13 protein-coding genes are annotated in these 12,926 nt (G+C 52.8%); 7 read left to right on the top strand and 6 right to left on the bottom strand.

The window, feature by feature from the left end:
• Window positions 1-438: 438 nt before the first annotated feature.
• From phoH to ACGS9J_RS02460, 3 genes are all read left to right on the top strand, one after another.
• Window positions 439-1,224, top strand: coding sequence for a phosphate starvation-inducible protein PhoH (phoH, locus tag ACGS9J_RS02470; RefSeq protein ID WP_442229496.1), 786 nt, complete (start codon window positions 439-441; stop codon window positions 1,222-1,224).
• A gap of 389 nt (window positions 1,225-1,613) precedes the next feature.
• Window positions 1,614-1,919: a type II toxin-antitoxin system TacA family antitoxin gene (locus ACGS9J_RS02465; RefSeq protein ID WP_442229495.1), complete on the top strand. Its 306-nt coding sequence runs from the start codon at window positions 1,614-1,616 to the stop codon at window positions 1,917-1,919.
• Entirely contained in the window at window positions 1,903-2,445 is a 543-nt protein-coding gene (locus tag ACGS9J_RS02460) for a GNAT family N-acetyltransferase (RefSeq protein ID WP_442229494.1), read from the top strand. The genes ACGS9J_RS02465 and ACGS9J_RS02460 overlap by 17 nt, the downstream gene beginning before the upstream one ends.
• An 80-nt stretch (window positions 2,446-2,525) precedes the next feature.
• Here the strand turns inward: ACGS9J_RS02460 and ACGS9J_RS02455 are convergent, their stop codons facing one another.
• From ACGS9J_RS02455 to ACGS9J_RS02445, 3 genes are read right to left on the bottom strand one after another with little or no spacing between them, the layout of a single operon-like run.
• Window positions 2,526-3,395 carry a dimethyl sulfoxide reductase anchor subunit family protein gene (locus tag ACGS9J_RS02455; RefSeq protein WP_442229493.1) on the bottom strand — a complete coding sequence of 290 codons (870 nt, stop codon included), beginning with the start codon at window positions 3,393-3,395 and terminating at the stop codon, window positions 2,526-2,528.
• A gap of 3 nt (window positions 3,396-3,398) precedes the next feature.
• A complete protein-coding gene (locus tag ACGS9J_RS02450; RefSeq protein ID WP_442229492.1) occupies window positions 3,399-3,953 on the bottom strand; it encodes a 4Fe-4S dicluster domain-containing protein in 555 nt (184 codons plus the stop codon).
• Window positions 3,954-3,955: 2 nt separating this feature from the next.
• Entirely contained in the window at window positions 3,956-6,289 is a 2,334-nt protein-coding gene (locus tag ACGS9J_RS02445; RefSeq protein ID WP_442229491.1) for a molybdopterin-containing oxidoreductase family protein, read from the bottom strand.
• A 474-nt stretch (window positions 6,290-6,763) separates the two neighbouring features.
• On the opposite strand from ACGS9J_RS02445, the gene lpxO reads away from it, so the two are divergent.
• Entirely contained in the window at window positions 6,764-7,666 is a 903-nt protein-coding gene (gene lpxO / locus ACGS9J_RS02440) for a lipid A hydroxylase LpxO (RefSeq protein WP_442229490.1), read from the top strand.
• 49 nt (window positions 7,667-7,715) lie between these two features.
• Here the strand turns inward: lpxO and chaA are convergent, their stop codons facing one another.
• A complete protein-coding gene (gene chaA / locus ACGS9J_RS02435) occupies window positions 7,716-8,816 on the bottom strand; it encodes a sodium-potassium/proton antiporter ChaA (RefSeq protein WP_442229489.1) in 1,101 nt (366 codons plus the stop codon).
• Between the two features lie 315 nt (window positions 8,817-9,131).
• Window positions 9,132-9,950, bottom strand: a complete 819-nt coding sequence (locus tag ACGS9J_RS02430) for a siderophore-interacting protein (RefSeq protein WP_442229488.1) — start codon at window positions 9,948-9,950, stop codon at window positions 9,132-9,134.
• A gap of 130 nt (window positions 9,951-10,080) precedes the next feature.
• On the opposite strand from ACGS9J_RS02430, the gene chaB reads away from it, so the two are divergent.
• The 3 genes from chaB (at window position 10,081) to cbl (ending at window position 12,618) form a co-directional block, all read left to right on the top strand.
• A complete protein-coding gene (gene chaB, locus ACGS9J_RS02425) occupies window positions 10,081-10,308 on the top strand; it encodes a putative cation transport regulator ChaB (RefSeq protein WP_442229962.1) in 228 nt (75 codons plus the stop codon).
• Between the two features lie 364 nt (window positions 10,309-10,672).
• Entirely contained in the window at window positions 10,673-11,368 is a 696-nt protein-coding gene (locus tag ACGS9J_RS02420) for a gamma-glutamylcyclotransferase (protein WP_442229487.1), read from the top strand.
• Between the two features lie 296 nt (window positions 11,369-11,664).
• Window positions 11,665-12,618 carry an HTH-type transcriptional regulator Cbl gene (cbl, locus tag ACGS9J_RS02415; RefSeq protein ID WP_442229486.1) on the top strand — a complete coding sequence of 318 codons (954 nt, stop codon included), beginning with the start codon at window positions 11,665-11,667 and terminating at the stop codon, window positions 12,616-12,618.
• Between the two features lie 52 nt (window positions 12,619-12,670).
• On the opposite strand, the gene ACGS9J_RS02410 is transcribed toward cbl, so the two are convergent.
• Window positions 12,671-12,865: a hypothetical protein gene (locus ACGS9J_RS02410; RefSeq protein WP_442229485.1), complete on the bottom strand. Its 195-nt coding sequence runs from the start codon at window positions 12,863-12,865 to the stop codon at window positions 12,671-12,673.
• Between the last annotated feature and the right edge of the window lie 61 nt (window positions 12,866-12,926).

The following is a 12,926-nucleotide window of genomic DNA, read 5'->3' as shown; positions in this document are numbered from 1 at the left end:
TTTTTACATTTTAGCAACGCGCGAGGTTTGAATGTCATTATACTGTAATCATCTGGCGGTAGTTTTCACACGGTGCACAGCTCGAAGCTGTAAATATCACTGCGGGGATCGCTAATGGTAAAGTCCTTGGTTGGGCTAGAAAGAAAAAATAACAGACCTTTCCTGATGACTCGTTGTAACGAGGGCTCTCCCTCCGACTCTCTTTTTCTGACCACACCGCACTCCCGTTATCACAAATTCTTGTCACTTTTCACTCTAGGTTTAATTACGCAATCGTGTTGTCCCGTGAAAAATCGGCGTGCCAAAATGGCTGCCGGGTATTCACTTTTTCTATTGGCTATCGTTGGCTCAAAAGGGAGCCAAAACCTCATCTGTATGTGAAACATAATCGCACGGCCAGGCCGTTGCGGTAGGTGAAACAAACTGTAAGGTGCCACTATGAGACAAAAAGCAGTGATCAAAGCACGTCGTGAAGCGAAACGCGTTATTCGTCGTGACGCTCGTAGTCATCGCCAGCTTGAAGAAGAGTCCGTAACCTCGCTGGTACAAATGGGTGGTGTAGAGTCTATCGGCATGGCGCGAGACAAGCGCGATAGCTCCCCCATCGAGGCTAGAACCGAAGCTCAGGGTCATTACTTAATAGCCATAGACAAGAAGCAGTTGATATTTGCTACCGGTGAAGCCGGCTGCGGCAAAACATTCATCAGCGCGGCAAAAGCGGCAGAAGCCCTTATCCATAAAGAAGTGGATCGGATTATCGTTACTCGTCCGGTTCTGCAGGCGGATGAAGACCTCGGTTTTTTGCCCGGGGATATCTCTGAGAAGTTCGCCCCTTATTTCCGTCCGGTGTACGACATTCTGGTGCGCCGTTTAGGATCGTCGTTTATGCAATACTGCCTGCGCCCGGAAATCGGCAAGGTAGAGATCGCGCCTTTCGCCTACATGCGCGGGCGTACCTTCGAAAATGCGGTGGTTATCCTGGATGAAGCCCAGAACGTTACCGCCAGCCAAATGAAGATGTTCCTGACCCGTCTGGGTGAGAACGTCACGGTCATCGTCAACGGGGACATCACCCAGTGCGACTTGCCGCGCGGCGTGAAGTCCGGCCTCAGCGATGCGATGGAACGCTTCGAGGAAGATGAAATGATCGGCATCATCCGCTTTGATAAACAAGACTGCGTCCGCTCCGCCCTGTGCCAGCGTACGCTCAACGCCTACAGTTAATCCCTGCCTGCAAACCCAAGGCCGCCTCGGCGGCCTTTTTGTCGAAGTCCAGTCAATAACGCTGGGGGAGGTTCAGCAGAACCTGACCCGACAAAGATAGCCAATCTTCTTACGCCGTACGGCTATTGCCCGTACATAGTTGACGTTGTATGTCCCCTGGAGTAAATTGTGAGCATACGGTTATTAGCCGTATGCTAAAAAATCTGTAATGCGTCACCGTAGCATTGAAACGGTGTTAAAAAGAAGGTGTGAAAAACACGTCTTAAAAACCAAGTGAAGCGGAGTCAAAAAATGAACGTGTACGCCACCAGATTGACGTTACATGGATTGATAGATTTATCGTAACGCCTTAACAAGGAGGTTTATAGAAAACCATTAGAGAGGTAATTATGTCAAAAGTAGCGGTTCTTCCTGCTGATGTTAAAAGCGTCAAAAATGCAAGGGTTGAATTAAAGACCAGCCTGGATATTAAAGATGTGCTTCGCGAAGCAGCTTCCGCGGCGGGTTTGGATTTAAGTGCATTTATCTTGAACGCGGCTTTAGAGCGAGCTGAAAGTGTGTTGGATAACCAGCGTCGCCGCCAGCTTTCTGCCGAGAGCTGGCAACAGGTAAATCAACTTCTTTCTGAACCCGCGGCCCCGACGCTGGCTTTGCAAGCGTTAATGCGGAGAAAGAATAATGGTAAACAGGGATAAGAATGAAAGTGCTGCAGATGTAATGGTTTGCGCGTATCAGGCTGATATCACTTATCCTGGTAATAAGCATTTCGATTGTGGTAACACGGTAATTAACAACTTTGTGCGCAATTCATTAAAGAAAAGTATAAAGGAGGGCAATTGCGCAGCCAAGGCGTTAATTAATAAACAAGATGGTGAACTGTTAGGCTTTTGTAGTTTTGCCGCTTATTCTCTTGAAAAAGGGAAGTTGGCAGGAACGGTTTCTGGTTCGTTGCCTAATGAAGTGGGCGTTGTGCGCCTAATCATGCTAGGCGTGACCAAAAAAGAGCAAAAGAAAGGTTACGGTCAAGAGTTGCTTATCGAGTTTTTTGAGCAGGTAAAGATTATCCACCAGGCACTCCCTATCAAAGGTGTCTATCTGGATGCGGACCCGGCAGCGGTTAACTTCTACGCACGTTTAGGGTTTGTGGAGTTAAATGAACCGCCGAACGCGTTTGGGGCAGTGCCAATGTTTCTGGCTATACAGCACATACTCGCTGCTTAGAAAAAGACCGCCACGGCGGTTTTTTTATCGGCTATTTTATGTTCCTTGCCACGCCATAATCATCAGCACTACCCCCCCAATCAAAACCACGGATACTGGCTCATGACGCCGGCGTAAAACAACATCCGACCGCCAACGCATGCGCAGAGCAGGGTCAGCATCAGTGCGCCAGCGACGCCAACGTTCAGAACCGGCCGTTGGTACAGATAGGTCGCCAATCCGCTGCCGATAATCAGCGCGCCAAAAATGAGCCAGCCCATCAAGCCGGAGCCAAAAAGGGTTACGGCGCTGGCCAGCATTTTTCCTTGTTGGTTAAACCCGGTGCTGTAGCCCAGGATCACCACCAACATCATCATTACGCCCAATAAAATGCCTGCCGGTAACACGCTGGGGAGCCGTCGTTCCCGATCGTTTTGAGCTGCATTGAACACGCTGATCCGTAGCCCTAGGGTGGCAAACCCCAACAGCAGGGCGGTGGCAATAAAACTGAGGTGGGTGAGCGGTGAGCGCCACAAAGGGTGGCTCGCCATTTGGTAATAAACCTGTGCGGAAACCAGGATCGCCGCCACCCCCGTGCCCGATGCCAGTAAGCTCACTCGGCGGATCAGTCTGGGGCTGCGGTTAAAGCGAAACACCATGGCGGCCCAGCTAACCACCACCGCGTTGAGCAAGAAAAAGGCGATGACTTCCCGGCTGAGCCAGGAGTGGGCGAGCCCCAGAATCGCACGATAGGCCCCGGTGGGCGAACCCAAGTGCAGCAGCGACAGCAGCGAACCGAGCATGTTGATCGCCACAATCCCCAGTGCCAGTTTGCGCAGGACATTAAGGCGTTTTTCATCACTTAACCAGACGGGCTGCACCAGAATCAATGCCGTGATGGCGACGATCGTGCCGACTGCCCACTGACAAAACAGGGTAAAAAACACCAAAGGGAGTTCATATTCAGACATGGGCTATTCCTTATCACCGGCGGGAATAATCACGATATTGGGCTGACTGATTTGATGGTTCGGCAGCCGGTAGCGGGTTTCGATACGGGTCAGATCGGCGGAGTACCCTACGCGCAGCTCATCAATATCGCCAAACTGCAGCACACCGGCCGGGCAGGACTCGACGCAGCGGGGCAGCAGCCCTTCGTCCAGGCGTTCAGCGCACAGGTTGCACTTACTGGTTTTCCCTTCGACCGGATCAAATACCGGCGCATTATAAGGGCAGGCCATAATGCACATTCGGCAACCGATGCATTTGTCGTGATCCTGCACGACGATACCGTCCGGTCGTTTGGTGTAGGTATCTGCCGGGCAGACCTTCATGCATTGCGGATCGTCGCAGTGGTTGCACGACATCGAGATAAACGCCATCGCGTTCGGGTCGTCAGAGCTAAATTCTCTGACCCGCCGCCAAAGGACGCCCGCTGGGGTGGCATTTTCGGATTTGCAGGCCATCGAGCAGGTTTTGCACCCATAGCAGCCGCGCATATCGACTAAAAATCCATATTGTCTGACCATGATTATGCCTCCGCCCTGACGTCAACCAGGGTGCTGTTACAGCAATGACCGTTGCCCAGCACTTCCACATGGTCGTTGGTGACGTGGCTGCTGCTGCCGCCTTGCTGTTCCCACCAGCCATTATCCAGGCACACCACGCCGCGCTTGATGTGACGCGTCACCACCGCCAAGGCCCGGTGTTCTCCACGCTGATTAAAAGCAATCGCCCATTCACCGTGCTTGATATGGCGGCTGGCGGCATCATCCGGATGGATCATGATATTGGGCTGATTGCGTTGCACCTCGAGGATCCATTCATTCATGCCGTGGCTGGAGTGAATGCTGCGGGCCAGTTTGCGTTGAACGGCCATTAACGGGTATTTTCTCGCCAGCTCAGGTGAACCTTTCGGCGACTCTTTAACCCGCATATAGGTCACCATCGGCGGGAAGTCTTTCTTCTGCCACGCTTCGATAAAAAAGTGGGCCTTTTGGGTCGGCGTGCGGAAAATGCCGTCTTTGAACGGGATCCAGGGGGTAGGCACCGGTTTAATCGGCCCTTTACGCAGCTGTTCCAGGGTGATGCCGGTACCGGCCAGGCAGTTTTCGATATAGTGCTCAATCGGCTGATTAAATACCTCGCCAAAGCCGAAACGCTCGGCCAGCCGGGCAAAAATCCAGTAATCCGGTTTGGCTTCCGCTACCGGCTCTACCGCTTTTTCCATCAACTGAACATAGTGGCTGCGCACGCCGGCCATCAGGCTGAGATCTTCAAAAATGGTGGTCACCGGCAGCACCAGATCGGCATACAACGTGGTGGAGCTCATCAGGTTATCGGCCACCACCACAAACGGCACCTTCTTCAGGGCCTGCTTCACCATATTGGTGTTGGGCAACTGGGTTAGCGCCCCCATCGTCATAATCCACCAAAAGTTAATCGGGTGAGGGCGATCGTTGACGATCCACTCGCCGGTTTTGGCAACCGGTATCGGCGGGATTTTTTGTACGCTGGGCGCAGGAGGCAGTGGAGGGCTAAATTTCATCATTTGTTTGGCGCCACCCGCGTCGCAGACTCCGCCACCGGCCTTGCCCACATTGCCGGTCAGCAGCGCCAGATAAAATTGACTGGCCGCCACGTAGGTACCGAATTCGGTACGCTGCGCGCCGGACATGTTCTGCACGATCATCGAAGGTTTATTGCTGGCATATTCCCGTGCCAACCGCAGTAGGGTGGCCGGCGGAATATCGGTTTCCGCCTCCACTTTCTGAACGTCCCACGGGGCCGATTGCTGGCGGATCAATTCAAACACCGTGGTATAAGCGGCATCGGCAGGCAATTCGGTTTGGATCAGCGCGGGCAGGATGGCGGGCGTATCATGGCGCACCAGGCGCCGACTGAGGGTGTCGTAAACCAGATAACTTTCTTTGTCCTGCGGGTTCTCCCTGAGTTGTTCTTGTTGAGGGTTCACCAGATAAACGGCGCCGGTGTGTTGCCGCAGGAAGTCGACATCATACCGCTGTTCATCGATAATGATTTTTATCATCCCCAGCGCCAGGGCGGTGTCCGTACCGGGCACAATCGGGATCCACTCATCGGCTTTGGCTGCGGTTTCGTTAAAGCGGGGGTCGATCACCACCAGGCGCGCGCCGTTTTCCTGCGCCTTACTGTACTCTTTGAAATAGGCCTGCATGGTGACGGCCGGATTATTACCCCAGCACAGAATGTAGCGGCTGTCGGCAATGGTGTCGCGCATATCCGCATAGCGCAGGCCAAGCATCGGGATCATGGCGGCGGTCACCGCAGAACAGCATAATGACCCAGAGCGTTTGGTCGCCCCGCCGAGGTAATCAAAAAAGGCTTTCCCCATATCGTTTTTAATGGAATCCATATTTCCGGCATGGCTGGAAATCAGCAGACCTTTATTCCCATGGCTGGTGAGAGTGTTACGGATATTCAGCTCAATCAGATCCAACGCTTCATCCCAGGAGATGGGTTTGAATTTCCCTTCGCCTTTTTCCCCCACCCGCAGCAAAGGCGTTTTAACGCGCTGTGGGTGATAAACCCATTTGGTCCGGCTGATGCCGCGCAGGCAGCATTTGACGTTGAAATCCTTGCTGGCTTCTATTTTCTTGAGTTCCCCCTTATAGACATAAGCCGTTAAATTACAATGCAAACACTCCATTGCACAGGTCGAGCGAAAGGTCTGATAGTCGCTGAGCTTGAGACGCACCCGGGGGAGAGGTTTGCCTTGATCCCGTGCCATGGAAAATACGCAGGGCGAGAGGCTGGCCAGCCCAATCACGCCCAGGCCTTTTAACAAGGTTCGGCGATTCATTCTCAAATCGGATATATTTTTCATGATGTATTCCGTACGTATTATTTGTTTTTATTATTGTTGAATGCGTTGTTTTGGATTTAAAAACACCCCGAGTTAATCATGGTTGGATTATTGCGCACTGATCGAAATCAAATTAATAAGTTATTATTCAGCGACGAGTTACTGGTGTCATTAATAACCAAACTACCAAAACTCCGCGACTTATTTTCAGGAAAGAATGCCTTGCCGCATCGAATTAAGGGCGTCGTCACCGCGGGCGGCTTTAGAGCTGAGTCAGAAAAGGGGTCAGCGAAAAGCGGCCAATACCCACCAATAACGCCCGCTCGTTTAGCCTTTGTGTAAACTATTGTGGTTTTTTGTATAGATTTTTGTTGATTCCGCGTTAATGATTAGTGGTGTTCCCGACGGGCGCAGGGCTTATCCGCCAAAAGGAAATTTCTGGGGTGTACGCCGGATGGGCGTGCAGGGGGCTGGGATCTTCAATGTGGTTCAATCATGAAATACATTATTTTACTGCTGTTTATTTTATGCGTTGTCTATGTTCATTATCGCGGGCGGGTGCGTTACACCTTCTGGCGACAACTTTCCGACCACTCAACCTTTACCGCACCGCTGAACGTTTTTATGTATCTGTTCTCGCGCGTGCCGACCACCGCCTATCTGCAACTGGAGCAATTCCCCGAATTGCAGGCATTGCGGGATAATTGGCAAAGCATCCGTGAAGAAGGTCGGCAATTAATGGCGATCCAGCAGATTAAAGCCTCGGATCAATTTAACGATGCCGGCTTCAATTCGTTCTTCAAAACCGGCTGGAAGCGTTTTTATTTGAAATGGTATGAAGACAACCACCCGTCGGCGATGGCCCTGTGTCCGCAAACCACGGCGTTGTTACGCAGCCTGCCTTCGGTCAAGGCGGCGATGTTTGCCGAACTGCCGGATGGCAGCCGCCTGCCGCGCCACCGCGACCCTTACGCCGGTTCGTTGCGTTACCATCTGGGGCTGATTACGCCGAATGACGACCGCTGCTTTATTGAAGTGGACGGTGAGCGCTACAGTTGGCGCGATGGCGAAGCGGTGATGTTCGACGAAACCTATCTGCACTATGCCGAAAACCAGAGTGGGCAAAACCGCCTGATTCTGTTTTGCGATATTGAACGACCGATGCGTTTTCGCTGGGCACAGGGCATTAACCATTGGCTGGGGCGCAACCTGATGAGCGCGGCCACCGCACCGAATGAAGAGGGCGATCGTACCGGCGGGGTGAACAAACTGTTCAAGTACATCTATGCGGTGCGTAAAGTGGGGAAACGGCTGAAGGCGTGGAACCGAACCGGGTACTACATCATTAAATGGATTTTATTCGGTGGTATCGCGGCGGGCCTGTTTTTCGCAATATAAACTTTCGCGATTTAAAGAGGGAGGGCGCTACGAAAGCGCCCTCCGGTAATCAGGCAAAAATGGTCATCATATAGGCGGCGAACAGCGCCAGGTGCGCGGTGCCGTTCAGCACGTTGGTCCTGCCGGTCGAGAACGACAGCTGGCACAGCAGCAACACCGTCAGCATCACCACGATATGCGGCGTTTGCAGGCCGAAGATCAGCGTTTGCCCGGTCAGGGTGGCGATGATGGTTACTGCCGGCACCGTCAGGGAAATGGTGGCCAGTACCGAGCCGAAGAACAGGTTCATGGCGCGTTGCACCTGATTGTTCAACACCGCGCGCAAAGCGCCCAGACCTTCTGGCGACAGGATCAGCAGCGCGACCAGGAAGCCGGTAAACTGCGCCGGGGCATTTACCTTGGTCAGCAAACCTTCCAGCGGATTGGCGTTGAACTTGGTCACTGCGATCACCGCAATCAGATGCACCACCAGCCAACCGGCATGCCAGGCACTGCTGTGTGAGGAAGGCTTGCCGTGGTGCGGGTCGCCATCGTCATCTTCATGCTCGTAGACGAACAGGCTCTGGTGGGTTTTGGTCTGGATCACCAGGAACACCCCGTACATGGCGGCGGAGATCACCGCGACCAGCAGTGCCTGACCGGTACTGAAGTTGCCGCCCGGCAGCGCACTCGGGAATACCAGCACAATCACCGCCAGCGGGAAAATCGCCATCAGATACTGTTTAATGCCGCCCAGGTTAACGTATTGAGTGGCAAATTTGCGGCCGCCCAGCAGCAAAGCAAAACCCACCAGTCCGGCGCTGACAATCATAATGATGGAGTAAAGCGTGTCGCGCATCAGCGCAGGCGCGGCGTCGCCGGTGGCCATCAGCGCGGAAATCAGGCTCACTTCCAGGATCACCACCGACAGGCTGAGGATCAGCGAGCCATAGGGTTCGCCCAGGCGGTGGGCCAGCACGTCGGCGTGGCGCACTACGCTGAACGCGCTGCTGAGAATACCGATCAGGGCAATGATATTAATGCCGACGATCAGCGGAAAGTTACTGGTACTGCCCCACAGATTCAGCACCACCAGGGCGGCGATGGGGAAAAGCAACGAGTACTCAGTGTGGCGGGATTTGGATCGGCCAGGATCGTTTTGCGACTTCATTTCGATGGTACTCCTTCTCAAACAGCGTGGTCCCGTCATCGCTGACTGCCGTTAAGGGCAATTATGCGCATCCAGAATGTATTTATAATTTAATAATAATAGGATACACCCGGTGGCTTGTGCCGGGGAATGATGTGATGTTGTTGTACTGACAAAAGCGCATGCTTGCAATATGTGACTAGGTTAACAAAAAAACCGCATCGGATGCGGTTTTATTTACTTACTTTTACGTAGTGAGATGAGTTTTCTTCATTAACGGCACATAAATTGCAGTTTATGCCTGCATTGCTTGGTTAACAAAGGGGAAAATCCCCATCAGTCGTCAATATTGTCCATGATTTCATGCCGTTTGTTATGATAACCCTCTTCATTTAACCCCTCACGCCAGTAAGGCACGGCATAAAGCTGATTACGGTCACATTGGCGTTCACGGCGCAGGTAACGACGCAGTTCTACCACTAAACGATCTTCCCCGGCCAGCCAGTACTGGATGTCGCTTTGCGGCAGCGGTAATGAGCAAAATTGCGTCACCAATTCTGCGGTTTTTTCGGTGCCGCCAATAATCCAGCTCAGCTCAAAACCTGCCGGTTTTTTCAGGTCGATAACGTCGGCCGCGCTGTCGACGCGGATAAAGGCGTGGCCTTCGCTGCGTGCCGGTAATCCTTCCAGCAAGGCGGCCAGAGCAGGCAACGAAGAAGGATCGCCGGCCAGGCAGTAGAAATCAGCCTGTGGCAGCATAGGTTTCGGGCCGCCTGGGTTACTGATGCCGATTTTATCGCCCGCTTTTGCCGAGCGTGCAAAGTTAACCGCCGGGCCGCTGTGTTCGTGGATGGCGAATTCAATGTCGACTTCCGCCAGTTCCGGGCGTACCGCGCGAATGGAATAGGTTCGAACAATGGGGCGTACCGCATCGGCCGCCCAACGTGGGCCGTTTTCGGTCAGGGTCGGCAGATCCGGTTGTGTCTGGCCTTCGAGCGGCAAGAAAACCTTAATGTGTGCGGCAGCGGCGTTGGTCGGGTAATAGCGCAGGTCAGGGGCGGTGAAGGTGATGCGGCGCAGGTGCGGGGTAATATCGCGAATGGCGCTGACAGCAATCAGGTAGGGTGCGCGTGAGCGTGGGGCTTCGGTAGTCACGGGGTTCTCCTTATGTTCGTTTGGCGGGGAGTATATCATGCCATGTGATAATGAGAATTGTTTGCTAATTGAGGCGGGCGGCATCGTCATCTAAGCTTAAGGTTCACTGAACCTCTACGGGAGGAAAATGATGCCGTATAAAAGCACCAATGCCTTGCCGGACAATGTGAAACACGTGTTGCCGGATCATGCGCAAGAGATCTATAAGGAAGCCTTCAACAGCGCCTGGGATCAATACCGCGATCCGGATGACCGGCGCGGTGACGACAGCCGAGAAGAAACGGCGCACAAGGTGGCGTGGGCAGCGGTGAAGCAAAGTTACCGCAAAGGTGACGATGACCGCTGGCACAAAAAGTAACGCCTCCCTCTAATATTGTTCGCTTAAGCTTGATATTAGGGGAAACCGGGGGATGGGGTTCCCGCAGGGACGCCCCCCGGGTATCTCAATCTGTTAGACGGTTAACCTTACGCCTTCCCCGGTGTGTTCACGCGCCGGGAAACATCCCGCCCGGATCCAGACTCCAACCATTAATATTATTGCTGCTGAGTACAAATACTTTTTCACTTTAAACATCGTTTGAAACTTGATTGCTCACGGATAAAAGAATAAGGTCATTATTATCGCGGGAAGATTATTGTATTAATATAATTCCGTACTCAAGAAATAAGATTGAACAGTGGCTAGGGAGTATGGGCAATCCTATTCCCGGGAGGTTGTTAAGGTGTTAACGCGAGATTTTCTGCAAAATGCGGATTGCAAAACTGCATTCGGCACCATTGAGGAGTCGCTGTTACTGACATCAGAGCAGCGGGCGGCCTCACTGGATTGTACTTTATCCCGCCGACCGGATAACAGCCCGGTGTGGGTCTTCGGTTACGGTTCGCTGATGTGGAACCCGGTGTTTGAATCCGAAGAGGTGCGGCCGGCCACCCTGCAGGGCTGGCACCGCGCCTTCTGTTTGCGGCTTACCGCCGGGCGCGGCACCTTGCATCAGCCGGGGCGGATGCTGGCGCTGAAAGAGGGTGGCCATACCACCGGCCTGGCGTTCCGCCTGCCGGAAGCCAAGCTGCGCGAAGAGCTGGAACTGCTGTGGAAACGTGAAATGGTGACCGGCTGCTATTTGCCGACCTGGTGCGATCTCCGGCTGGCAGATGGCACAGTGGTAACCGCGCTGGTGTTTGTCATGAACCCGCAGCACCCGTTATTTGAAGAAGACACCAGTCACCAGGTTATCGCTCCGTTGATTGCCAGCGCCAGCGGGCCGTTGGGCACCAATGCCCAGTACCTGTTCTCATTGGATAACGAGCTGAAAAACCACGGTATGCAGGACGACTGCATTGGTGATTTGGTCAGTTACGTCCAGCAGTGGTTGCAGCAGAATACCTCCGGCCCGATTGGCGGAGAGGCGACGGCCTGACGACGGCAATGCATTTTTAAGAGGCTCAGCGTGCTGAGCCTTTTTCGTTTATATATCTAATACCTATATTTAATAACTTTATTTTGCATGAGTATTTAATCCACATTTTAAAAGTGGATACCTATCTTGTTAATTTTAAAGATATTCGATAATTACAGATCAAAAAATAGCTAATTCAAAGTGGCGAAAAATTCACTTAGCATGAAAATGCATAACTAAAGGTTATTTCTTATTTGTCCCCTCAGGTCAGACTCCGTATCACTGTTGTTAACAATATGGCTCGACAGGGGGAGTGGATGAACTTTCAACAATTAAAAATTATTCGGGAATCGGCGCGTTGCAACTACAACCTGACCGAGGTGGCCAATACTTTATTTACCTCGCAATCTGGGGTCAGCCGCCATATTCGGGAACTGGAAGAAGAACTGGGCATTGAGATATTTATCCGTCGCGGCAAGCGTTTATTGGGCATGACCGAGCCGGGTAAAGAGCTGCTGGTGGTGGCGGAGCGTATCCTGAATGATGCCAATAATATTCGTCGACTGGCTGATGTTTTCAGCAGCAACGACACCGGCCAGTTGCATATCGCCACCACCCATACGCAGGCGCGCTACAGCCTGCCGGGGGTGATCAAAGAGTTTCGTGCGCTGTACCCGCGGGTCAGAGTGGTGCTGAACCAGGGCAGCCCCGAGGAAATTGTCGGCATGCTGGCGTCCGGCGAAGCCGATATCGGCATTGCCAGTGAGCGGCTGATGAGCGATGAGTCTCTGGCGGCGTTTCCTTATTACCGTTGGCATCACACCATCTTGGTGCCGGAAGGGCATGAACTGACCCGGCAGCCGCAGGTGACGTTGGAAATGCTCAGTACATTACCGCTGATTACCTACCGGCAGGGCATTACCGGTCGTTCGCGGCTGGATAGCGCCTTCAAGGCGGCCGGACTGACGCCGGATATCGCCCTGAGCGCACAGGATTCCGACGTGATAAAAACCTATGTCGAACTGGGGTTGGGGGTCGGCGTACTGGCAGACATGTCGTATGAGAAAGAGCGCGACCACGGGCTGGTCAGCCTCAATGCGGAACATCTGTTCGAGCCCAATACCGTTTGGCTGGGGTTGAAACGCAGCCAGTTACAACGTAACTATGCCTGGCAGTTTATCCAGCTCTGTAACCCGACGCTGTCGCTGACGGAAATCAAAGACAAAGTGTTCTCTTCGCAGCTGGATACGGTGATCGATTACCAGATTTAATCAGAGGGACGATGGAAATCAGGCCGGGCATAGCGCCCGGCGATAGGTAGAGCTAAAGCTGTTTTCTCAGCAATTTCCTGACCATGCGGCGTTTGCTTTTTTGCACTGGGCCAATGAGTTCCAATATGGGAACTTCTTCAGAGGAGGGAGGGTTCTCTATTTGCCAGCGGAGATGTTGTTTCAAAATTTCGATCACAATTTCTTTTTCTTCCTGAATGGTTAGCGTTGGATCGTCCAGGTCCTTCATGTTGCTCTCCTTTTTGAACGTTATTTGTACACACTCTATCATGTACAAGCATTCAACCCTG

This window comes from Serratia quinivorans (genome assembly GCF_052113645.1).
Classification (GTDB): Bacteria; Pseudomonadota; Gammaproteobacteria; order Enterobacterales; family Enterobacteriaceae; genus Serratia; species Serratia quinivorans_B.
Note: the sequence above shows the minus strand (reverse complement) of the source record. Positions and strands in the feature narration are given on the sequence as shown.

What these genes read in the sequence shown, in the direction of transcription:
- lpxO (WP_442229490.1), top strand. Translation starts at nt 6,764, where the DNA reads ATGAAATACATTATTTTACTGCTGTTTATTTTATGCGTTGTCTATGTT.
- ACGS9J_RS02410 (WP_442229485.1), bottom strand. Translation starts at nt 12,865, where the DNA reads ATGAAGGACCTGGACGATCCAACGCTAACCATTCAGGAAGAAAAAGAA.
- ACGS9J_RS02445 (WP_442229491.1), bottom strand. Translation starts at nt 6,289, where the DNA reads ATGAAAAATATATCCGATTTGAGAATGAATCGCCGAACCTTGTTAAAA.
- ACGS9J_RS02460 (WP_442229494.1), top strand. Translation starts at nt 1,903, where the DNA reads ATGGTAAACAGGGATAAGAATGAAAGTGCTGCAGATGTAATGGTTTGC.
- ACGS9J_RS02455 (WP_442229493.1), bottom strand. Translation starts at nt 3,395, where the DNA reads ATGTCTGAATATGAACTCCCTTTGGTGTTTTTTACCCTGTTTTGTCAG.
- chaA (WP_442229489.1), bottom strand. Translation starts at nt 8,816, where the DNA reads ATGAAGTCGCAAAACGATCCTGGCCGATCCAAATCCCGCCACACTGAG.
- phoH (WP_442229496.1), top strand. Translation starts at nt 439, where the DNA reads ATGAGACAAAAAGCAGTGATCAAAGCACGTCGTGAAGCGAAACGCGTT.
- cbl (WP_442229486.1), top strand. Translation starts at nt 11,665, where the DNA reads ATGAACTTTCAACAATTAAAAATTATTCGGGAATCGGCGCGTTGCAAC.
- chaB (WP_442229962.1), top strand. Translation starts at nt 10,081, where the DNA reads ATGCCGTATAAAAGCACCAATGCCTTGCCGGACAATGTGAAACACGTG.
- ACGS9J_RS02450 (WP_442229492.1), bottom strand. Translation starts at nt 3,953, where the DNA reads ATGGTCAGACAATATGGATTTTTAGTCGATATGCGCGGCTGCTATGGG.
- ACGS9J_RS02465 (WP_442229495.1), top strand. Translation starts at nt 1,614, where the DNA reads ATGTCAAAAGTAGCGGTTCTTCCTGCTGATGTTAAAAGCGTCAAAAAT.